20 protein-coding genes are annotated in these 21741 nt (G+C 64.6%); 10 read left to right on the top strand and 10 right to left on the bottom strand.

Annotation, left to right across the window (positions count from 1 at the left end; genetic code table 11):
- Nucleotides 1-320: 320 nt before the first annotated feature.
- From prmC to hisS, 3 genes are read right to left on the bottom strand one after another with little or no spacing between them, the layout of a single operon-like run.
- Nucleotides 321-1142 carry a peptide chain release factor N(5)-glutamine methyltransferase gene (prmC, locus tag WG908_RS09690; protein ID WP_340186357.1) on the bottom strand — a complete coding sequence of 274 codons (822 nt, stop codon included), beginning with the start codon at nt 1140-1142 and terminating at the stop codon, nt 321-323.
- Nucleotides 1139-2233, bottom strand: coding sequence for a peptide chain release factor 1 (prfA, locus tag WG908_RS09685; RefSeq protein WP_340186356.1), 1095 nt, complete (start codon nt 2231-2233; stop codon nt 1139-1141). Before prfA ends, prmC begins: the two co-directional genes overlap by 4 nt.
- Nucleotides 2233-3495: a histidine--tRNA ligase gene (gene hisS, locus WG908_RS09680; RefSeq protein WP_340186355.1), complete on the bottom strand. Its 1263-nt coding sequence runs from the start codon at nt 3493-3495 to the stop codon at nt 2233-2235. Before hisS ends, prfA begins: the two co-directional genes overlap by 1 nt.
- A 142-nt stretch (nt 3496-3637) precedes the next feature.
- Here hisS and WG908_RS09675 point away from each other — a divergent pair, with 142 nt between their 5' ends.
- The gene (locus WG908_RS09675; protein WP_340186354.1) at nt 3638-5569 is read left to right on the top strand and encodes a M61 family metallopeptidase; all 1932 of its coding nucleotides are present in this window, start codon (nt 3638-3640) and stop codon (nt 5567-5569) included.
- 36 nt (nt 5570-5605) lie between these two features.
- On the top strand, nt 5606-6148 hold the full coding sequence (ppa, locus tag WG908_RS09670; RefSeq protein ID WP_340186353.1) for an inorganic diphosphatase: 543 nt from the start codon (nt 5606-5608) through the stop codon (nt 6146-6148).
- A gap of 177 nt (nt 6149-6325) precedes the next feature.
- Here ppa and WG908_RS09665 read toward each other — a convergent pair whose 3' ends face one another.
- Entirely contained in the window at nt 6326-7018 is a 693-nt protein-coding gene (locus tag WG908_RS09665; RefSeq protein ID WP_340186352.1) for a YggS family pyridoxal phosphate-dependent enzyme, read from the bottom strand.
- A 23-nt stretch (nt 7019-7041) separates the two neighbouring features.
- Between WG908_RS09665 and WG908_RS09660 the strand changes: the two genes are divergently transcribed.
- Nucleotides 7042-7596, top strand: a complete 555-nt coding sequence (locus WG908_RS09660) for a thiamine phosphate synthase (RefSeq protein WP_340186351.1) — start codon at nt 7042-7044, stop codon at nt 7594-7596.
- 104 nt (nt 7597-7700) lie between these two features.
- Here WG908_RS09660 and WG908_RS09655 read toward each other — a convergent pair whose 3' ends face one another.
- Nucleotides 7701-8429 carry a hypothetical protein gene (locus tag WG908_RS09655; RefSeq protein ID WP_340186390.1) on the bottom strand — a complete coding sequence of 243 codons (729 nt, stop codon included), beginning with the start codon at nt 8427-8429 and terminating at the stop codon, nt 7701-7703.
- A 230-nt stretch (nt 8430-8659) separates the two neighbouring features.
- On the opposite strand from WG908_RS09655, the gene WG908_RS09650 reads away from it, so the two are divergent.
- The 6 genes from WG908_RS09650 to WG908_RS09625 all read left to right on the top strand — a co-directional run bounded on the left by WG908_RS09650 (nt 8660) and on the right by WG908_RS09625 (nt 15894).
- Nucleotides 8660-9115: a DUF3576 domain-containing protein gene (locus WG908_RS09650; protein ID WP_340186350.1), complete on the top strand. Its 456-nt coding sequence runs from the start codon at nt 8660-8662 to the stop codon at nt 9113-9115.
- Between the two features lie 48 nt (nt 9116-9163).
- Nucleotides 9164-11692, top strand: coding sequence for a leucine--tRNA ligase (gene leuS, locus WG908_RS09645; protein WP_340186349.1), 2529 nt, complete (start codon nt 9164-9166; stop codon nt 11690-11692).
- A gap of 74 nt (nt 11693-11766) precedes the next feature.
- Nucleotides 11767-12267: an LPS assembly lipoprotein LptE gene (lptE, locus tag WG908_RS09640; protein WP_340186348.1), complete on the top strand. Its 501-nt coding sequence runs from the start codon at nt 11767-11769 to the stop codon at nt 12265-12267.
- Nucleotides 12264-13289, top strand: a complete 1026-nt coding sequence (gene holA, locus WG908_RS09635; protein ID WP_340186347.1) for a DNA polymerase III subunit delta — start codon at nt 12264-12266, stop codon at nt 13287-13289. The genes lptE and holA overlap by 4 nt, the downstream gene beginning before the upstream one ends.
- Nucleotides 13290-13331: 42 nt before the next feature.
- Nucleotides 13332-13736, top strand: a complete 405-nt coding sequence (gene msrB, locus WG908_RS09630; protein ID WP_340186346.1) for a peptide-methionine (R)-S-oxide reductase MsrB — start codon at nt 13332-13334, stop codon at nt 13734-13736.
- A gap of 94 nt (nt 13737-13830) precedes the next feature.
- Nucleotides 13831-15894: a transglycosylase domain-containing protein gene (locus tag WG908_RS09625; protein WP_340186389.1), complete on the top strand. Its 2064-nt coding sequence runs from the start codon at nt 13831-13833 to the stop codon at nt 15892-15894.
- A 223-nt stretch (nt 15895-16117) separates the two neighbouring features.
- On the opposite strand, the gene pgmG is transcribed toward WG908_RS09625, so the two are convergent.
- Genes pgmG through WG908_RS09610 form a run of 3 tightly spaced genes read right to left on the bottom strand, consistent with a single transcriptional unit; the run spans nt 16118 to nt 18789 of the window.
- The gene (gene pgmG / locus WG908_RS09620; RefSeq protein ID WP_340186345.1) at nt 16118-17500 is read right to left on the bottom strand and encodes a phosphoglucomutase/phosphomannomutase PgmG; all 1383 of its coding nucleotides are present in this window, start codon (nt 17498-17500) and stop codon (nt 16118-16120) included.
- A 33-nt stretch (nt 17501-17533) separates the two neighbouring features.
- Nucleotides 17534-17983 (bottom strand): J domain-containing protein, encoded by a 450-nt coding sequence (locus WG908_RS09615; protein ID WP_340186344.1) that lies wholly within the window; start codon nt 17981-17983, stop codon nt 17534-17536.
- Complete coding sequence (locus WG908_RS09610) at nt 17983-18789, bottom strand: division plane positioning ATPase MipZ (protein WP_340186343.1); 807 nt, start codon at nt 18787-18789, stop codon at nt 17983-17985. The genes WG908_RS09615 and WG908_RS09610 overlap by 1 nt, the downstream gene beginning before the upstream one ends.
- Before the next feature lie 117 nt (nt 18790-18906).
- On the opposite strand from WG908_RS09610, the gene panC reads away from it, so the two are divergent.
- Nucleotides 18907-19758 (top strand): pantoate--beta-alanine ligase, encoded by an 852-nt coding sequence (panC, locus tag WG908_RS09605; RefSeq protein ID WP_340186342.1) that lies wholly within the window; start codon nt 18907-18909, stop codon nt 19756-19758.
- Nucleotides 19759-19984: 226 nt separating this feature from the next.
- On the opposite strand, the gene WG908_RS09600 is transcribed toward panC, so the two are convergent.
- Both WG908_RS09600 and hemE read right to left on the bottom strand, forming a co-directional pair.
- Nucleotides 19985-20425, bottom strand: coding sequence for a CopD family protein (locus WG908_RS09600; RefSeq protein WP_340186341.1), 441 nt, complete (start codon nt 20423-20425; stop codon nt 19985-19987).
- On the bottom strand, nt 20425-21480 hold the full coding sequence (hemE, locus tag WG908_RS09595) for a uroporphyrinogen decarboxylase (protein ID WP_340186340.1): 1056 nt from the start codon (nt 21478-21480) through the stop codon (nt 20425-20427). Before hemE ends, WG908_RS09600 begins: the two co-directional genes overlap by 1 nt.
- Nucleotides 21481-21741: the final 261 nt, after the last annotated feature.

The following is a 21741-nucleotide window of genomic DNA, read 5'->3' as shown; positions in this document are numbered from 1 at the left end:
TCTAGCTCTGTTCACTGATGCTCTGCTGGCTGAGACATAGTTCAGTTCGCCATCCCCCACACGCGGTCCGCTCACCGAACCGGATACGGCTCCGCCGGGCAGAAGCCGCGAAACGCCGGCCAAAGCCAAGCTGCCAGAGGCGCCGGACAGCAGCGCCGTCATGACTTTGAGGAGCAGGCTTAATGGCCTCATCCGATGCCTGACCGTCATCGGTCAAATCTGCAGATCGTGCCGCCTTGCATCCCATGTAATGCCATTGCGCCGATAAACCAAGCAATTTTCGCGATCAGGCAGCGAATTTGCCCGCATTGCAACCTGCATTAACCCGGAGTCGCGATCAGGCAGCGGTCATGCCCGGCCAAATCCTGCCGCACCGCAACATTCATGCCTGCCCGACGCAACAGCGCGGATACCGGATCGCGCTGGTCGAAACCGATCTCGATCGCCGCCATGCCGCCAGCCGCCAGCAACGGCGAGAGTTGTGGCGCGATCCGACGATAATCGTCGAGACCATCGGTTCCGGCGAACAGCGCGCCATGCGGTTCATGGTCGCGCACGTCGCGCGGCAATTGCGCCTGGATGGCGATATAGGGCGGGTTGACGAGAATGAGGTCGAAAGGTTCGGCCAGCCCTTCGCCCCAATCCCCCGGCAGGAATGCCGCCCGACCCATCATGCCCAGCCGCGCCGCGTTGCCCGCGGCTATGGTGAGCGCATCGGGCGAGACGTCGATCCCCAGCCCGCGCGCGTCGCGCCATTGGTCGAGCGCGGCGAGCAGCAGCGCGCCCGACCCGGTGCCGAGGTCGAGGATGGTTTGCGGGGGGCGTGCGCGGAAATGATCGACCGCCGCTTCGATCAGGGTTTCGCTGTCCGGGCGCGGGATCAGCACGGCGGGCGTCACATGCAGCGTGAGCGTCCAGAAATCGCGCGAGCCGATGATATAGGCGACCGGCTCGCCAGACATGCGGCGCTCGACCAGCGCGGCGAAACCATCGGGCACGGTCAGGTCGCGCTGGCGCAACAGCATGTCCGCGCGATCAGTGCCCAGCGCATGGGCCATCAGCAGTTCGGCGTCGAGCCGCGCGGTGTCGCTGGTTGTGGCAAGGCGAGCGGCGGCATGCCCCAGCGCAGCCGCTATGCTCACCCCGCCCCGTCCAGTTGCGCCAGCCGGGCGATTTCGTCTTCGGCGACCAGCGCGTCGATGATTTCGGAAAGGCCGGGGCCTTCCAATATTTCGGGCAGGCGGTGCAGGGTCAGGTTGATGCGGTGGTCGGTGACGCGGCCTTGCGGGAAATTATAGGTGCGGATGCGTTCGGATCGGTCGCCCGATCCCACCATCGCCTTGCGCGCGCCGGCCTGTTCGTTCTGGGTGCGTTCCCGCTCGGCCTCATAGAGGCGCGTGCGCAGGATTTTCAGCGCCTTCGCCTTGTTCTTGTGCTGCGATTTTTCATCCTGCTGGGTGACCACGAAGCCGGAGGGCAGATGGGTGATCCGCACCGCGCTGTCCGTCGTATTGACATGCTGGCCGCCCGATCCCGACGCGCGATAAACGTCGATGCGCAGGTCGGTCGCTTCGTTGATCTGGATATCGACTTCTTCGGGTTCGGGCAAAACGGCCACGGTCGCGGCGGACGTATGGATGCGCCCGCCGCTTTCGGTGACTGGCACGCGCTGGACGCGATGGACGCCGCTTTCGAACTTGAGCTTGGCGAACACGCCGGTGCCGTTGATGCTGGCGACGACTTCCTTGAAGCCGCCGACATCGGGCGCATTGGCGGATATCAGTTCGACCTTCCACCCCTGTTCGTCGGCATATCTGCTGTACATGCGGAACAGGTCGCCCGCGAACAGGGCGGCTTCGTCGCCGCCGGTGCCGGCGCGGATTTCAAGCATGGCGGGGCGTGCATCGGCGGAATCGCGCGGCAGCAGTTGCAGCGCCAGCGCGCGTTCGGCGAGCGGCAACTGCGCGCGGATCAGCTGCATTTCCTCCTGGGCCATTTCGCGCATCATCGGGTCGGCGTCGGGATCGTCCCCGCCCGCCATATAGTCGAGCGCGGCCAGTTCCTGCCGCAGCCGGCGCACCTCATGCGCGGCGCGCGCGACCGGCTCCAGCTCGGCATATTCCTTGGACAGCCGCACGAATTCTTCCGGCGGCAGGTCCTCGCGCGTCATCCCCGCCTGCACCTCGTCCCGGCGCGCCTCGATCTGCGCGATGCGTTCGGCGGAGATGGACATTAGTTCGCAGGGTCTGCTTCGAGGATAACGGCCCAGACGTCATCAAGGATCGCGCTGTCCGACTTTGAAGACGGGGGCGAGAGAAACGGCTTCCCATCTTGCCACCGTATCGAAACAAGCACTGACGCTTTCAACTTCGCGGCTTTATCATAACGCTTACGTGGCGACCCGCTCGCGACCATGTCGGCCGAAATATTTCGGCGGCGAACCTTCGCCAAGAGCCGCTGAGCTTCGGGCAAGGCGAGATCGTCCTCGACGGCGAAAACGACGCTGATAGGCTCCTTCTCCGGCGCATCCACCAGCATCGCCAGCCGCTCGATCCCCGCGGCCCAGCCGACTGCAGGCGTCGCGGGGCCACCCAGATTCTCGATCAGCCCGTCATAGCGCCCGCCGCCCAGCACCGTGCCCTGTGCGCCCAGGCGATCGGTGACGAATTCGAACGCGGTGTGGCGATAATAATCAAGGCCGCGCACCAGCCGCGCATTGCGTTCCCACGCGACGCCGGCGGCGTCCAGCCCCGCCGTCACCTTTTCGAAGAAGCTGCGCCCCTCATCGGTCAGACAGGCGTCGATGTCGGGCGCGCTGTCGGCGACCGGGCGGTCGCGCGGGTCCTTGCTGTCGAGGATGCGCATGGGATTGCGCGTCAGCCGGTCGAGACTTTCGTCCGACAGCTGGTCGCGATGCGCTTCGAAATGCGCGACGAGCGCGGTGCGCCACGCATCGCGGCTGGCGGCATCGCCCAGCGTGTTGAGCGTCAGCGTCACGCCCTCGGCAATCCCCAGTTCCTTGAGCAGCTGGTCGGCGAACACCAGCAGTTCCACGTCCGCGCCCGGCTCGCCCGCGCCGATGATTTCGGCGTCGAGCTGGTGGAACTGGCGGAAGCGGCCCTTTTGCGGCCGTTCATAGCGGAACAAAGGCCCGTGGGTCGCCACCTTGAGCGGCGCATATTGCTGCCAGCCTTCGGTTATATAGGCGCGGCTGATTCCGGCGGTGAATTCCGGGCGCAGGGTGACGGAATCGCCGCCGCGATCCTCGAACGTGTACATTTCCTTGGACACGACGTCGGTGCTTTCGCCCAGCGAGCGCGCGAACACGGCGGTCTGTTCGAACACCGGCACTTCCACGCGCTGGAAGCCATAGAGCTTGCGAACGCGGTCGAACGTCGCGACGACATGCGCGAACCGCTCCGCAAAGGCGTCGGGGGTGCCCCCCAGCATGTCCTGCGTGCCCCGGATCGGGCGTGGTGTCTCGATTTTCGCCATGGGGAAGCGCCTTTAACCGTAATTCAACCCCAAGGAAACGCGCTTTTTGCGGCCATCGTTCAAGGGGGTGGACGAGGCACCGGCGCAACGCCATGCTGCGAGCATGAGGCCATCTGGCCAGTTTGCTTTCGGAGACCCGCCTATGTTCCGCAGCCTTGCTGTCGCGCTGTGCCTTTCCAGCGCGATCGCCACGCCTCTTTTCGCGCAGGATTCGATCCGCTCCAGGCCCACCGCCCTGCCGATAGTCGGCGCCATCCCCGCCCCGCGCGACACGCCCTATCCCGGCGGCACGATCAGGCTGGAGGTCGATGCCAGCGACACGACACAGCGCATCTTCCGCGTGCGCGAGACCATTCCGGTCGCGTCGGGCGGCCCGCTGACGCTGCTGATGCCCGAATGGCTGCCGGGCAATCACGCACCGCGCGGCCAGATCGAAAAGCTGAGCGGCCTGACCTTCACCGCCGATGGCAAGCCCGTCAGCTGGCGGCGCGATCCGCTCAACGTCTATGCCTTTCACATCGACGTGCCGCAGGGCGCGCACAGCGTGGTCGCGCAATTCCAGTTCCTGTCCGCGACCCAGCCCAATCAGGGCCGCGTCGTCGTGACGCCCAAGATGCTCAATATCCAGTGGGAATCGGTGTCGCTGTACCCGGCGGGCTATTATACCCGCCAGATCCCGGTACAGGCGAGCGTGACCTATCCCGCCGGCTGGCAGGCCGCGACCGCGCTGCGCGGACGCAGGACGGGCAATGTCGTTGCCTATGAGGTGATCGATTACGAAGCCTTGCAGGATTCGCCCGTCTTCGCCGGCACGCATTTCAAGGCGGTGGACCTGGGGCAGAATGTCACGCTCAACATCGTCGCCGACGAGGCCGACGAGCTGGAATTCAAGCCCGAACAGATGGCCAGGCACAGGAAACTGGTCGACGAGGCCAAGGCGCTGTTTGGCAGTTACCAGTTCGACCATTATGATTTCCTGCTGGCCATCACCGACGAGATGGGCGGCATCGGCCTGGAACATCATCGTTCGTCCGAGAATCAGGTCGAGCCGGGCTATTTCAAGAAGTGGGAGGATGGCGACGCGCTGCTCGACCGCAATCTGCTGCCGCACGAATTCACCCATAGCTGGGACGGCAAGTTCCGCCGGCCCGACCTGCTCTGGGCGCCCGATTTCGCAACGCCGATGCAGGATAACCTGCTGTGGGTCTATGAAGGGCAGACGCAATTCTGGGGCTATGTGCTGGGCGCGCGGTCGGGCCTGTTCACCAAGCAGGAAACGCTGGACGCCTATGCCCATATCGCCGCGCGGCTCGATACCGCCAAGGGGCGCGAATGGCGGGCGATGGAGGATACGACGCACGATCCCATCCTTTCGGCGCGCCGGCCCAAGGGCTGGGCCAGCTGGCAGCGGTCGGAGGACTATTATAATGAAGGGCTGATGATCTGGCTGGAGGTGGACGCGATCATCCGCAAGGGGACGAACGGCGCCAAGGGCCTCGATGATTTCGCCAAGGCGTTTTTCGGCGGCAAGCCGGGTGACTGGGGCACGATTGTCTACGACCGCAAGACCGTTATCGACACGCTGAACGCCGTCGCTCCCTATGACTGGGCCGGCTTGTTCGCCGAATATGTCGACAGCCCGACGCGCGAAACGCCCAAGGGCGGCTTCGCCATGGGCGGCTATCGCCTGATCTATGGCGACACGCCGGGGGCGATCACCAAAGCAGCCGAATCCTCCGGCAAATTCGTCGACCAGAGCTTCGGAGTTGGCCTGATCGTCAAGAATGATGGCGAGATTACGAGCGTGATCTGGGATAGCCCGGCGTTCAAGGCGGGCCTTGCCGTCGGCAGCAGGATCATCGCGATCAACGGCGACGAATATGCAGGCGAGGTGATGAAGGCCGCGCTCAAGCGGGGCAAGGACACCAAGACGCCGCTGCAAATCATCGTCAAACAGGATAAATATTACCGCACATTGAGTCTCGATTATTCGGGCGGGCTGCGCTATCCGCGCCTCGAAAAGACTGGAGAGGGTGAGGGCAGCCTCGATCGGCTGCTGAAACCGAAAACATAATCACCCGTAGCGCACCATGTAGCAAAAGGCGTTTTCATGAACATCGAACTCATTCCGGTCGGGGACGATCCGCCCAACAGCCTGAACGTCATCATCGAAGTGCCGGTCGGCGGCGAGCCGGTGAAATATGAATTCGACAAGGCATCGGGCGCATTGTTCGTGGACCGCATCCTGCACACGCCGATGCGTTATCCGGCCAATTACGGTTTCGTGCCCCACACCCTGTCGCCCGACGGCGATCCGCTCGATGCGCTGGTCATCGCCCGCTCGCCCTTCGTGCCCGGCTGCGTCGTGCGCGCCCGGCCGATCGCGGTGCTGAACCTGGAAGATGAAGCCGGCGGCGACGAAAAGCTGGTCTGCGTCCCGGACGACAAAACCTTCCCCTATTATTCCGATGTGCACCAGAAGGACGATCTGCCCGGCATCGTCATGGAGCAGATCGAGCATTTCTTCACCCATTACAAGGATCTGGAAAAGCAGAAGTGGGTGCGCATCGGCACCTGGGGCGGCGCCGAAGATGCGCGCCGCATCACTCTCGAAGCGATTGCCCGCTACAAGACGGACAAGAAGGCCGCCTGAGGCGGACGCGCCGTCATAGCGCATGAATACCGGCCCTGCGGACCATCCGCAGGGCCGGTATTGCTTTGGAGATGCCGTCATATTCAAATGAAGGCGGAAATGCTTTTCTGATGGACCGGCCGCACGGCCCATGGCGATTCGGACCCCGCAGAACCACGATGTTGCCGTTGCGCGATGCTATGCCGCGCCGCCGCGCTCCCCGAACAGCGCCGTTCCCACACGCACGTCCGTCGCGCCCAGCATGATCGCGGTTTCATAATCGCCCGACATGCCCATCGACAGCCGCTCCAGCCCCTCCTCGCGCGCGATCTTGGCGAGCAGCGCGAAATAGGGGGCCGCCTCGACCTCTGCCGGCGGCACGCACATCAGGCCGACAACGGGCACGTCCGCCGCGCGCGCATCGGCGATCAGCGCGGACGTTTGCGCAATCGCGCAGCCACCCTTTTGCGCTTCGTCACCGATATTGACCTGAATGTAGCAGGGCACCCGCCGCCCCGCAGCGTCCATGGCGCGGGCCAGCGCGGTCAGCAGCGAGGCGCGATCAAGCGAATGGATGGTGTCGAACAGCGCCACTGCATCGGCGGCCTTGTTCGACTGAAGCTGGCCGACGAGATGCAGTTCGATGTCGGGATGGGCCTCGCGCAGTGCTGGCCATTTGGCCTGCGCTTCCTGTACGCGGTTTTCGCCGAACGCTCTTTGCCCCACCGCGATCAGCGGCGCGATCGCGTCGGCCTCCTGCGTCTTGGAAATGGCGATGAGACGGACGTCCGCGCCCCGTCGGCCGGTCAGCCGGGCGCTGCGGTCGATCGCGTCTTGGATGGTCGCGAGCCGCTCGGTCGCGCGCTCGATGCTTTGGCTGTCGGTCGTCATGCAGCGCGCTATAAGCCAGGGGCATGACTCGCCGCCACCGCAAAAATCCGCCCGGCCTGTGGCTGATGACCGACGAGAGGGTGGATGAAGCCCGATTGCTGGCGGCGGTGGCGCGCTTGCCGCGCGGACGGGCGGGAATCGTCTTTCGCCACTATGCGACGCCGGCGCGGGAGCGGCGCGCGCTGTACGATAAGGTCGCAAGCCTGGCGCGGCGGCGGCGGCTGATACTGATGCTGGGCGGAAGCGCGCGCGATGCTGTGGCCTGGCGCGCGGATGGATGGCATGGGCGTGATCATCGGCGCGGCGCATGGCATCTTCTCTACAGTCGGGGCGTGCATGACGCGCGCGAACTGGTCGCGGCGCAGCGGTCGAACGCGATGATGATTTTCCTGTCGCCGCTATTTGCGACGCAATCCCATCCCGGCGCGGTTGCGCTCGGCCGGGTACGGTTTGCCGCCCTCGCCATTTCGGCGACGATGCCGGTCATGGCGCTGGGCGGCGTGAGCGGGCGGCATCGGCACAGGCTGAGCGGTATCGGCGCGGCGGGATGGGGCGCGATCGACGCGCTTACGGCTTAGACCATGCTCGGCATGGCGAAAGCATTCGAAACGATCCGAAAGCCGACATCGAATCAGATGCGCGTGCGGTCGGTGCGAGCCAAAAGCCCGCGCCAACGCAGTCTTCAGAATTTGAAGACGGTGCCGAGATAGAGTGCCTGGCTATCCTGACGATTGTCGGTCATCGGCGTCAGGCGGGCCTGGGCCGAGCCTTCGTAGCGGACGCCGGCGGTGACGTTCAGGTTGCGCGTCAGCGAATAGGAACTGGCGAGACCCAGCGTATAATCCTTCTCGCTCGACTTGCCACGCAGGACAGCACCCGGTTCGCGCTGGCTTTCGATCAGCATCTTGGTAGTGAACCGATCCTTGCGACCCTGATCAAGCGAGAAATTCTTCGCTTCCACAAGCGTTTCGACCGGCACCGGGGGCAATTCCTTGCGCCCGACCGATTCGGGCAGGGCGAACTTGCGCCAGCCGCGCTGGACATTCAGGCTGAAACTGACCGGGGCGATGTCGACCGGCGCCAGCGTCCGATTGACCGACACCGGATCAAGCGCGCCGGCGCGGACCATGACGGTTACCGAGCGCTGCCCGCTCAAAGACCCGCTGGTCGGCGTGAAACGGAAGCTCTTGCGGCTCGCCGACAAGGCGAGCTTGGCATAGGCGGCCGCCAGCCGGGGATCCTTGGTCGTGGGCGTGAAGGACGATATGCTGCCAAGCGCATTGAGCGACACCGGCGCTTCGTTACGGGCGACCGCGAGACTGCCGCCTGCGCCGATTGCGGGCGACAGCATCAGGCCGGCGACGGCTGTCGCCGCACCACACCAAAGCATATGTCCCCGTTTGACCCGCATGATACCGACTCTCATCCCCGACATTCTCTTATGCAAACGTTCTATACCTGCCAAGCCGCCATTGGCTAGTGCGCTCCGGGCATTTTGTCGGGTGGCTGTGGCATTCTTCACACAGGCTTGCTCCACGCCACCGGCACGGCGCCGCCGTCGCGCTTGCGCCACCCCTTGCCCATTGGCGCGGCTTCTCTATAGATGCGGCCTGAAATCCCGTTTCCGTCAAGGATCAGCGCATGTCCCGCCGCCTTCTCAGCTCCACGTTTTCCGCCGCCCTGATGTCGGCCGCGCTGTTGTCGCTTGCCGCCTGTGGCGGCGGTGCCAAGGACCGGCCCAAGGCGGATCTGGCAGCGTCGAAGATAACGACGATCGGCGTCAACAGCTATTTGTGGCGCGCGAGCCTCGACACGCTTTCGTTCATGCCGCTGGTGCAGACCGATTCGAACGGCGGCGTGATCGTGACCGACTGGTACGCCAATCCCAACAGCCCCAACGAACGGATGAAGCTGACCGTTTCGATCCTGGACCAGGATCTGCGCGCCGACGCACTGCGCGTCGCGGCCAGCCGTCAGGTGATGCAGGGCGGCCAGTGGCTCGATGCCCCGGTCCAGGCGGCCACCGTGCAGAAACTTGAGGAAATCATCCTCACCAAGGCGCGCGACCTGCGGCGCATGGCGATCGCCGACAGCTAAGGCCTGTCGCCGGCGCGCCCCGCGCCCCGCATCATCGATGGAGTAGACATGCAAAGGCGCTTCAACCCGCTTGAGGCCGATGCCCGCTGGCAGGCCGTGTGGGACGAGAGACAGAGCTTCAAGGCCTCCGACACCAGCGACCGCCCACGCTCCTATGTGCTGGAGATGTTTCCCTATCCATCGGGCCGCATCCATATCGGCCATGTCCGCAACTATTCCATGGGCGACGTGCTGGCGCGGTTCCGCCGGATGACGGGGCATGAGGTGCTGCATCCGATGGGCTGGGACGCCTTTGGCATGCCGGCCGAAAATGCCGCGATGGAGAAGAAGGTTCATCCGGGCAAATGGACCTATGAGAATATCGCCAACATGAAGGCGCAGCTCAAGAAATTGGGCTTTGCGCTGGACTGGAGCCGTGAACTGGCAACGTGCCATCCCGACTATTATGGCCATGAGCAGGCGCTGTTCCTGGACATGCTGGAGGCGGGCCTCGTCTATCGCAAGGAGTCGGCGGTCAATTGGGACCCGGTCGACATGACCGTGCTGGCCAATGAACAGGTGATCGACGGCAAGGGCTGGCGGTCGGGCGCGACGGTCGAGAAGCGCAAACTGTCCCAGTGGTTCCTGAAAATCACGCAATTTGCCGACGATCTGCTGGAAGGATTGGCAAGTCTGGACCAGTGGCCCGACAAGGTGCGCACGATGCAGGAAAACTGGATCGGCAAATCGGTCGGATTGCAATTCAAGTTTCAGCCGGTCGCGCCGTTCGACAGCGAGATCGAGGTTTATTCGACCCGGCCCGACACGATTTTCGGGGCGAGCTTCGTCGCGATCGCGGCGGACCATCCTGTCGCGCAAGCAGTAGCGGCGGACAATGCGCAGGCGCAGGCCTTTATCGATCTGTGCAAGGCGGGCGGCACCACCGCGGCGGAGCTGGAAACGGCGGAGAAGCTGGGTTTCGACACGGGCCTGACCGTCACCCATCCGTTCGATCCCGACTGGCAGCTGCCGGTGTTCATCGCCAATTTCGTGCTGATGGACTATGGCACCGGCGCGGTGATGGGCGTTCCCGCGCACGACCAGCGCGACCTCGACTTCGCGCGCAAATATATGCTGCCGGTCGAGCGCGTGGTGGCGGCGGAAGGTGATGAGACCGCGCCGATCCATGACGAAGCCTATGTCGGGCCGGGCAAGCTGGTGAACAGCCGCTTCCTCAATGGCATGGCGGTCGAGGAGGCCAAGGCCGCCGTCATCGCCCGCGCGCAAGGCGAAGGCTGGGGCGCGGGCAAGACCGTGTTTCGCCTGCGCGACTGGGGCGTGTCGCGCCAGCGTTACTGGGGCACGCCGATCCCGGTGATCCATTGCGATGCCTGCGGCGCGGTGCCGGTGCCCAAGGCGCAACTGCCGGTGGTGCTGCCGGATGATGTGACCTTCGACATTCCGGGCAATCCGCTCGATCGCCATCCGACCTGGAAGCATGTGGATTGCCCCGCGTGCGGCAAGGCGGCGGTGCGGGAAACCGACACGCTCGACACGTTCGCCGATTCAAGCTGGTATTTCATCCGCTTCGCCAGCCAGCCCAGAGACAAGCCGTTCGACCGGGAAACGGTGGAAAAATGGCTCCCGGTCGGCCAATATATCGGCGGGGTCGAACATGCGATCCTGCACCTGCTCTATGCGCGCTTCTGGACGCGCGCGTTGCAGCATATGGGGCAATTGGGCTTTGCCGAGCCGTTCACCGGCCTGTTCACGCAGGGGATGGTGACGCATGAGACTTATAGCCGCGAGCAGGGCGACGGTCTGCCGCCGGTCTATTTTGCACCGGGCGAGATTGAGCGCGCAGCCGATGGCGCGACCCTGATCGCGGACAAGGCACCGGTCGAGGTCGGCCGGGTCGTCAAAATGTCCAAGTCCAAGAAGAATGTCGTCGATCCCGATGACATCATCGCCCAATATGGCGCGGACGCGGTGCGCTGGTTCATGCTGTCGGACAGCCCGCCCGAACGCGACCTGCCCTGGACCGAAAGCGGGATTGAGGGATCGTGGCGCTTCGTCAACCGCCTGTGGCGGCTGTTCGGACAGATCGAGGCCGGGGCGGAAGGGACGGACAAGCCGCTCGACCGCAAGCTGCACCAGACGATCGACGGGATCGCCAGGGATATCGAGGCGCTGTCCTTCAACAAGGCGGTCGCCAAGATTTACGAACTGGCCAATGCGGTGGAAAAAGCCGCGCCGTCCGCGTCGCGCAATGCCGCGATCCGCGCGCTCGCCCTGCTGGTCGCGCCGATGACGCCGCATCTGGCGGAGGAAGCCTGGGCCGATATGGGCGAAACCGGCTTGATCGCCGATGCGGCCTGGCCCCAAGTCGATCCGGCGCTGCTGGTCGATGATGAAGTGACGATCGCCTGCCAGGTGATGGGCAAGCTGCGCGACACCATCACCGTGCCCAAGGGGACAGCGAAGGACGAGCTTGAGCGCCTCGCGCTGGCCGCGCCGAACGTGATCCGCATCCTCGACGGGGCGACGCCCAAGAAGATCATCGTCGTGCCCGACCGACTGGTCAATCTGGTCATCTAGAGATTTCTTCGTTCGGCCCTTGGCCTGTCAAAGTCCCTTCGACAGCCAACGGGCGAACGGATATGGAAGGCGTCATGAAATCCTGGCCATTGCTTTTTGTCGCCCTCCTCGCTCTTCCCGCCTGCGGCCTGCGCCCCGTCTATGGCGGCGGCGGTCAGGGGGCGGTGGCGCAGGCGATAGGCCATGTCGAGGTCGCCTCGATCGAGGGCAAGGCGGGCTGGCTGGTGCGCAATGCGCTCAACGACAGGCTGTCGGTATTTGGCGGCGCTGGCCCCCGCTATCGCCTCGTGGTGAAACTTGACGACCAGATCGACGGCTTTGGCGTGCGCGCCGACGCTGCGATAACGCGCGAACGCCGCACCTTGCGCGCGCGCTATCAGCTGATCGACGACGCAACCGGCGCGCAGATCATCGACGATACGGCCGGATCGGACGCCGGCATCGATGTCACGTCGAGCGAATATGCGACCATCGCGGCGGAAGACACAGCACTCGAAAGGCTGTCCCAGACCGTCGCCGATCAGATCGTCGCACGGCTCGCTTTGTTCGCGCGCCGGGAACAGAGCGGCAAGTGAAGGCCAATCGCGGCCAGATCGAAAAGGCGCTCGATGCGCCGCCTGCCGATCTCCGCTTCTTTCTGCTGTACGGCCCGGACGAATCGGGTAGCGCCGCGCTCGCGCGCCGCCTCGAACGCGCCATGGGCCAGGCCGCCGAGCGCATCGATCTCGATCCAGCCACGCTGCGCGAGGATCCTGCCCGCCTGTCCGACGAAGCGGCCGCCTTCTCTATGTTCGGCGACAAGCGCTGGATTCGCCTCAACGGCATCGGCGATGAATCGCTGCCCGCGCTCCAGGCGCTGCTGGAGGCCGAGGCGGCCGGAAATCCCGTCATCGCGCTCGCCGGCGCGCTCAGGGCGACGTCAAAGCTGGTGAAGCTGGCGATCGACCATCCCCGCGCGCTCGCCTTCATTTCCTACCAGCCGGATGCGCGCGAAGCCGAACAGATCGCCATCGGCATCGCGCGTCAGGCGGGGCTGCGGCTGCCGACCGATCTGGCGCGCCGAATCGCCAATATCGGCGGCGGCGACCGTGCGTTGATGACAGGCGAGATCGAAAAGCTCAGCCTCTATCTCGATGCTGCCCCCGACCGGCCAAGGGATGCGACCGCCGAGGCAATCGACGCCCTGTCGGCACAGAGCCTGGACGATGACGCCGCGCCGCTGGTCAACGCCGTGCTGGGGGGCGATCTGCCGGCGATGCATCGTGAGCTGGCGCGGCTGCGCATGATCGGCGCGCATATGGCGACGGTCATCCGTCCGCTCATTTCCCGCGCCATCCTGCTGGCCGGGCTGCGGGTTGAGGTCGAACGCGGCCAGCGGCCGGACGCAGTGGTCGAGGCGGCGGGCAAGTCGGTGTTCTGGAAGGACAAGCCGGTGGTCACGCGCCAGTTGCGGCTATGGGACGCAGCCGGGATCGCTCGTGTCATCCAGCGCCTGTCCACCGCCGAGCGGACAACGCGCGGCGGCCGCAATGCCGGCGAGGTGCTGGTTCATCACGAACTGCTTATGATCGCACGGCAGGCAGCGCGCGAGCGGTAGCCGCCGCTTGATCCCCGGCGGTCGCCAGCCCATATTGACGTCATGGACAAACTCAATCTGACCGACGCCGAGTGGCGCGCCCGCCTTTCACCCGACCGCTATCATATCCTGCGCGAAGCCGGGACAGAGCGCGCCTTTACCGGCGCGTACAACGCCAGCAAGGCTGACGGCGTCTATTATTGCGCCGGTTGCGGCGCTGAATTGTTCGACGCCCAGGAAAAATATGACAGCGGATCGGGCTGGCCCAGTTTCACCGCGCCGGTGGACACCGATGCGGTGGAGGAAATCCGCGACGTCAGCCATGGCATGGTACGCACCGAAGTCCGCTGCGCCAAGTGCGAAGGGCATCTGGGCCATGTCTTCCCCGATGGTCCGGGAGTGACGGGCCTGCGCTACTGCATGAACAGCGCCAGCCTGGACTTCAAGCCGCGCGACACCGACGCCTAACGCCGTTCAGCCCGGATACAGTCCCATTCCGCTTGGTGCGGGCCGGTTCCGCTTGTCGTAAGCGGACCGAGTGCGTATTCGGTACGGCACCACCATGGCGAAATCAGGCAAGAGCACAGCATCCTCCAGCAGACTGAAGCTCTGGCTGATACGAGGCGTCAAGTTCGGCGCGGTCGCCGCGATCGGTGCGCTGATCGCGGTCGTCATTGCCGTGGTCGTCGCCATGCAGTCGCTGCCCGATTATGGCAGCCTGAAATCATCCCCCAACGGCCAGATGATCCGGGTGCACGCCGCCGACGGCAGCGTCATCGTCTCGCTTGGCCCCAGCTTTGGCCGCTGGATGCCCTACAGCCAGATTCCCGACGTGATGATCGACGCGATGGTTTCGACAGAAGACAAGCGCTTCTATCATCATCCCGGTATCGATCCCGTCGGCATGGCGCGTGCCGCCTGGTTCGCGATCGAAAATCGCGGTACCGGACGACGGATGCAGGGTGCATCGACGATTACCCAGCAGCTCACGCGCAACATCTTCCTCAACAACAGCTACACTTTCGGCCGCAAGGCGCGCGAGATCATCCTGGCGATGGCGCTGGAGCGAAAATTCTCCAAGCAGCAGATTCTGGAACTCTATCTCAACAAGGTCTATTTCGGCGGCGGAGCCTATGGCATCGACGCGGCGAGCCGCAAATTCTTTGGCCACAGCGCGGCGACGCTGAACCTGCCCGAGGCGGCGATCATCGCCGGACTGGTCAAGGCGCCCTCCAGCTACTCCCCCACCGCCGATGCGGAAGCCGCGATCGGGCGCGCCGGCGTGGTCCTCGACCTGATGCGTGAAAATGACAAGATTTCCGCTTCCGAGCAAGCAGCGGCCGACATAGGGGCAGTGAAACTGGCGCCCGAGCCGCGCCAGAACAGCGTGCGCTATTTCACCGACTGGGCGCTGCCGCAGCTTGATGTGCTGATCGACGAGCCCAACGAACCGCTCGACGTCTACACGACCATCGACCTTGGCATGCAACGGGCGGCGACGACGGCGATCCAGGCCAATGTCCCGCGCGGGGCGCAGGGCGCTCTGGTCAGCCTGGACCGCGACGGCGCGGTTCGGGCGATGGTGGGCGGGCTGGATTATGTCAGCTCCAACTATAATCGCGCGACCACCGCGACCCGCCAGCCCGGATCGGCATGGAAGCTGTTCGTCTATATGGCGGCGCTGGAGGGCGGCTATACCCCCGACACCGGCGTCACCGACGAACCGGTCGACATCAACGGATGGAAGCCGCGCAACAGTTCGGGACGCTTTTCGGGCGACATCGATATCCGCACCGCGTTCGCCTATTCGATCAATACCGTGGCGGCGAAACTGGGGGTCGAGGTCGGCTTTGCCACCATCGCCGACATGGCCCGGCGCTTTGGCATCACAACGCCCATCAACACGCACCCGTCGATGGTGCTGGGCACATCGGACGTTCGGCTGATCGACATGACGCGCGCCTTCGCTTCGGTCGCGCGCAAGGGGGTGGCGGTGACGCCCTATGGCATCACCAAGGTGACGACGGCCGACGGACGGCTGCTCTACCAGCATGAGGACGATACCAGCCGCGTGCTCGTCGCACCCTGGGTTGCCGCCGGCATGACCGATTTGATGCAGACGGCTGTATCCACAGGAACGGGCAAGGCGGCACAGATCGGTCGACCGGTGGCAGGGAAGACCGGCACGACCAGCAGCAACAAGGATGGCTGGTTCATGGGCTTTTCGAGCGGTATCACCACCGGCGTGTGGATGGGCCGCGATGACGCCCGCGCCATCCCTGTGCTTCAGGGGGGCCGCGCGCCGGCCCGCGCCTTTGCCGATTATATGAAGGTCGCCGTGGCCAAACGGCCGATCGAACCGTTCGACACCGACGTCACCTTGCCGGAATGGCAGCTCGAACCGGACGAGGAAGCCTATTATGGCGCGGCCGACAATGGCGGCATGATGGTGGACGAAAATGGCCTGCCGATCGAAACGGGGCGTCGCCAACGGGCGATCGAGGACGATCCCGACCTATCGGGCGAATCCGACCATGAAGCGCCCGCGCGGATCGATCAACAGTGGATCGACAATGTGCTGGGCCGCGATCGACAGCGGGCGCCCCAACGGGGCGCGCCGGAATAAACACACCGCCGGGTCTTCTCGACGAAAAAAAGCCGCCCCGGAGGACGGCTTGTGAAGTTTTAGGAGAGGATGCCTGAAAGGCGAGTTTCTTCTGCAATGCAGCAGCCATTGTCGCAAATGCGAAAAGCGCCCTTGCGATTGCGAAAATTGCAATCTTTGCCTTTTGAAACGCTTTCCCTAGCGTAAACCATTGCGCAAAAATCTTGATGAGCGCGCGATCATGTCAGTGGGCGGCCTGCTCGCCGCGCCGCAACCCCGATTGAGCGAGCTGCGAATCGATCTGCGCCATCAGCCGGTCCAGCCCCGCCTGGTCCTTTGCCTCGGCCCGCGCAACCAGAACGTCCTGCGTGTTCGATGCACGTAGCAGCCACCAACCGTCAGGCGTATTGACGCGCGCGCCGTCGGTGTCGTTGACCTGCGCCCCCACAGCCTTCAACCGCGCGAGCACTTCGTCGATCACGGCGAACTTGCGGCTTTCATCGACCTGGAACCGCATTTCGGGGGTGTTGACCATGGCGGGCATGTCACCGCGCAGTTGTGTTATGCTCTTGCCCAGTGCGGTTGCGGCGCGAATCAGGCGGACGGCGGCATAGAGAGCATCGTCATAGCCATAATATTCATGCTTGAAGAAGACATGCCCGCTCATTTCGCCGGCGAGCGGACTGCCCGTTTCCTTCATTTTGGACTTGATCAGGCTGTGCCCGGTCTTCCACATCAGCGGCTTGCCGCCCAGTTTCGCCACCCGGTCGTAGAGCGCCTGACTGGCCTTCACATCGGCGATGATCGTGGCGCCCGGCAATTCGCGCAGCACCGGTTCTGCATAGATGGCCAGCAGTTGATCGCCCCAGATCACGCGCCCCTGCCCGTCGATCGCGCCGATCCGATCGCCGTCGCCATCGAAAGCCACGCCGAAATCGAGCTTCTTGTCAGCGACAAGCGCCTTGAGGTCGGCCAGATTCTTCTCGTCTGTGGGATCGGGATGATGATTGGGAAAATTGCCGTCTACATCGGTGAACAGCACATGATGCTCACCCGGGATCAGCTTGATCAGCTTTTCGACGATCGGCCCGGCGACGCCATTGCCCGCGTCCCAGCCGATGCGATAGGCGGCGCCGTCGAACCCTTCCATCAGGCGCGCGACATAGCGGTCCATGATGTCCACGCTTTCGCTGCCGGCAGAACCGCTGTCCCAGTCGCCCGCCGCCGCCATGCGGCCCAGCAACTGGATGTCCTGGCCGAAAAAGGGACGATGCTGAAGCACCATCTTGAAGCCATTATAATTGGCGGGATTATGGCTGCCGGTTATTTCGATACCGCCGTCCACATCCAGCACCGCTTCGGCATAATATAGCATCGGCGTCGGCCCTTCGCCGATCCGCGCTGCGTGAATGCCGGCGTCATTGAGGCCGCGCACCAGCTGCGCTTCCAGGATCGGCGAGCTGGTTCGTCCGTCATAACCGACCGCAACCCTGGTGCCGCCCGCCCGGCCGACAAGCGTTCCAAAGCCGCGCCCGATCGCATAGGCGTCCGCCTCTCCCAATGTCTCGCCAATGATGCCGCGTATGTCATATTCGCGCAGGGAGGTCGGGTGGAATGCGTGGGTCACGGGCGAAGATCCTGATCCTGAGTGAGAGGGCAGTCAATCCGGGCGAGGCGGTTCCTGTTCCGCCCGATGGCGCAGCAATATATCGCGCGCCGCGTTGATCTTTGCCGCCAGCGCCTCTGTGCCCCCGCGATCGGGATGGACCGAAGCGATCAGGCGGCGGTGCGCGCTGCGGATCGCGTCCGCATCGGCATCGATGGTGAGGCCCAGCAGGGCTCGGGCCTCGGCGAGGTCGGCGGCGGGGCCGGTCACCGGCGGCTTCGTTCGGTTGCGGGGCGGCGTGCCGCCGGCGCTCCTCCAGACGAAAAAGGCAGTGGATGCAAGCAGCGGCAACGCGCCGAGCAATGGCTTGCCCCTGGCGGCAAGCAGCGCGCCGACGATCGCGACGCCCAGCGCCATGCCGTCCCTGGCGGTCATCCGCTGCAAGCGCCCGGTCCAGATCAGCCAGCCGGCAAGGGCGACCACCAGTATCGCCATCCAACCCATCAGACCGCGCCCATCGCCTCCGGCATCGCGGCGGAATCGACGGTCGGCAACGCAAGGCCGGCCACCATTTCACGCAGTTCCTGCCGCGCGGCGATATGGCTGACGCCCAGTTCGCCCAGATGGCCCTTGTCGAGCAGGGTGAGGCCCGAGGGGAAGAGTTCGCGGAAGATCACCCGCTCCGACAAGCCGGGGATGACGCGGAAACCGACACGGCGGGACAATTCCATCAGCGCTTCGCCGACCCGTTTCTTGTTGCGTGCGTCGTGATGCTGGACACGGTTGCGCAGCACCACCCAGTCGATCGACACGCCATCGGCCTTGGCGCGGCTCTTGCGCGCGTCGAAGATCAGTTCGGAATAGAAGGACAGGCGGCGAACCTTGAAGGTTTCGCTGTCGACTTGGCCGATCAGGTCGAAATCGACGAAACTGTCGTTCATCGGCGTGACCAGCGTGTTGGCGCGCGCGGCCATGTGGCGCGCGAATTCGTCGTCGCGGCCTGGCGTATCGACGATCAGGAAATCCTTGTCCCGCGACACGGCGGCGGCTTCGTCCTCGAGCGCGTTCGTGCTGTCGCCGCGCAGCACCGCGAAATCGGGAGTGGGCAATGCGACGCCGCGGCGCTTGGCGGTTTCGGCGCGGTTTTCCATGTAGCGGGTGACGGTGCGCTGGCGCGGGTCGAGGTCGATCATGCCGACGCGATGGCCAAGCGCGGTCAGGGCGATGGCGGTGTGGACCGCCGTGGTCGACTTGCCGGTGCCGCCCTTTTCATTGGCGAAGACGATGATATGCGGTCGGCCGTTCCCCATTATGCTTGACTATCCTGTTAATGGCCCGTTGCTGGCCTTTTGCCGGTTGACCCGCGACCCTGCCGATGCCTAGCAGACGCCTTGCCTGTTCATGCCCTTATCGGAGCCATTCCTCCCGTGCAAACCCTCTATGACCTGCCCGGCCTGCGTGCCGCTCTTGAACCGATGCGCGGGGCTGGCAAGCTGGCGCTGGTGCCGACCATGGGGGCTTTGCATGACGGCCATATGGCGCTGGTCGAGGAGGCGCGGCGGCGGGTGGGGCCAGGGGGGCATGTCGCGGTGTCGATCTTCGTCAATCCCAGGCAGTTCGGGCCGAACGAGGATCTGGCGGCCTATCCGCGACGCGAGGCGGCGGATGCGCGGATGCTGTTGGCGGCGGGAGTGGACATTTTGTGGATGCCGACCGCCGCGGTGATGTATCCCGCCGGCTTTGCGACCAACATCGCGGTTGGCGGCATCAGCCAGGGGCTGGACGGGGCGGCGCGGCCGGGTCATTTCGACGGGGTGGCGACGGTCGTCACCAAGCTGTTGAACCAGGTGCGGCCCGACGTCGCCATCTTTGGCGAGAAGGATTATCAGCAGCTAGCGGTGATCCGGCGGCTGGTCGCGGACCTCGACATGGCCATAGAGATCGTCGGCATGCCGACGCAGCGGGCGCAGGACGGGTTGGCGCTGTCATCGCGCAACGCCTATCTGACCGACGAGGAGCGCAAGGCCGCGCTCGCCCTGCCCCGCGCGCTGGGTGAAGCGGCGCGGCAGATAGAAAAGGGCGCAAGCGTCGAGGCGGCGCTGGCCAAGGCGGTCGCGACGCTGGCGAACCATGGCTTTGGGCCGATCGACTATGTGACGCTGTGCGATGCCGCGACGCTGGAGCCGATGACCGTGCTGGATCGCCCGGCGCGGCTGCTGGGCGCGGCGAAGCTGGGGACCACGCGGCTGATCGACAATATCGCGGTCGACCCGGCTTAACTTCGCACTTTTCACGCCCGATCGGTTCTTTTGTTGCGCGGGAGCGATCCTATTCGTGCGTCGGGCGCGGACGGGAGCTGACGATGCGAAGGAGCCGGGCCGCATGTGTAGCAGGGGCGGGCCGTGTAGGACAGCCGGGGCGATGCAGCCCGATGCAGGGTGGCGAGGGGCGCAGGCCCGGTCCACCACCGCTTCGCGGCGGTCGGTTCCCACCTGCCGGGAAGCGTCAGAAGGGCTTTACGATCACCAGGATGACGATGACGGCGACGGCGATGCCGGGGATTTCGTTGATCAGGCGCAACTGGCGGTCGCCGAGCGGGCGCTGGCCCCGCGCCAGCTTTTTCGCATAGCCCACGATCCAGCCATGATAGCCCGACAGACCCAGCACCAGCAGCAGTTTCAGATGGAACCAGCCGAAATGCCAGGCGCCGATTTCCACCATCAGCATGAGGCCGAAAACCCAGACGAGGATCAGCGCGGGGTTGAGGATGATCTTGACGAGCTTGCGCTCGCGGTCGATCCATGTGCGGTCTTCGTCCGATCCGACCGGTGTTTCCTGATGATAGACGAAGAAGCGCGGCAGCATGAACAGCCCCGCCATCAGGAAGATGACGAAGATCAGGTGGGCGGCCTTGACCCACAGATAGGCAGCTCCAAGAAACGCCATCAGTCCGCCTTTCCGCGCAGATGGGCGAGCAGCGCGTCGACATGGGCGACAGGCGTATCGAGCACGATGCCATGGCCAAGGTTGAAGATATGCGGCCGGTCGGCGAAGGCGGCACGGATATTGTCGACCGCCTGTTCGACCGACTGCCCCCCCGCGATCAGCGCCAACGGATCGAGATTGCCCTGCACCGGCAGGCCCTTTGGCAGCGCGCGGTTCGCCCAGTGCGGATCGACGGTTTCATCAAGGCCGACCGCATCGACGCCGGTGCCGGCGGCATAGTCGGGCAGTTTCGCGCCCGCGCCCTTGGGAAAGCCGATGATCGGAATATCGGGGTGCAGCGCCTTCAGCTTCGCAACGATCCGCGCGTTGGGCTGTATCACCCAGCGGTCGAACTGGAGCGGGGCGAGGCTGCCCGCCCAGCTGTCAAACAATTGCACCGCATCCACCCCGGCGCGGATCTGGCCATCGAGATAGGTGACGGTCGCATCGACGATGGCGTCGATCAGCGCGGAAAAGCGTGCGGGATCGGCATAGGCCATGCGCCGCGCCGCGCTCTGATCCTTGCTGCCCTGGCCCGCGACCATATAGGTGGCGATGGTCCAGGGGCTGCCGGCAAAGCCCAGGAAGGTTACGTGGCGGTCGAGCGCGGCCCGCACCAGCCGCACGGTCTGGTACACCGCCTCATAGCGGCTCCAGTCGGGCGTGAGCGCATCCAGCGGGCTGTCGGCGAGGACAGGAGCAAGCCGTGGCCCCTCGCCTGCTTCGAACCACAGTTGCTGGCCCATGGCGTAGGGCACGATCAATATGTCGGAAAACAGGATCGCGCCGTCGAAGCCGAAGCGGCGCAGCGGCTGAAGCGTGACCTCGGCAGCGGCCTGGCTGTCATAGACCAGTTCGAGGAAGCCGCCCTTTTCGGCGCGCAGTGCGCGATATTCTGGTAAATAGCGTCCAGCCTGACGCATCAGCCAGACCGGCGGCACCGCCTGCGCCTCGCCGCGCAGGACGGCGAGCAACGGCTTGGCGCGGGTCAGAGTCTCAAAGTCAGGTCTGTTCATCTCTACTCTTATATAAATGAATCTTAAGCTGATGGAGATAGATGGTCGGTTGGCAGCGGGGTTTATGCGCTGCGCCCGGTTTTGCCAACAGCTTGACTCCCTTTTGGGCGGCATGACCGACACGAGTCACCATGGTCGTCCACGCTATCCACAGGCTGTGGATGAAAATCGGGGCCTGTTGAGGCCCTGTGGATGGAATCCCGGCGAGCGTGGACAGATCAGGACGGGCGATTTTATCCCCGGCCGATCCCTTGCTTTATC

The organism is Sphingobium anseongense (assembly GCF_037725245.1).
Taxonomy (GTDB): domain Bacteria; phylum Pseudomonadota; class Alphaproteobacteria; order Sphingomonadales; family Sphingomonadaceae; genus Sphingobium.
Note: the sequence above shows the minus strand (reverse complement) of the source record. Positions and strands in the feature narration are given on the sequence as shown.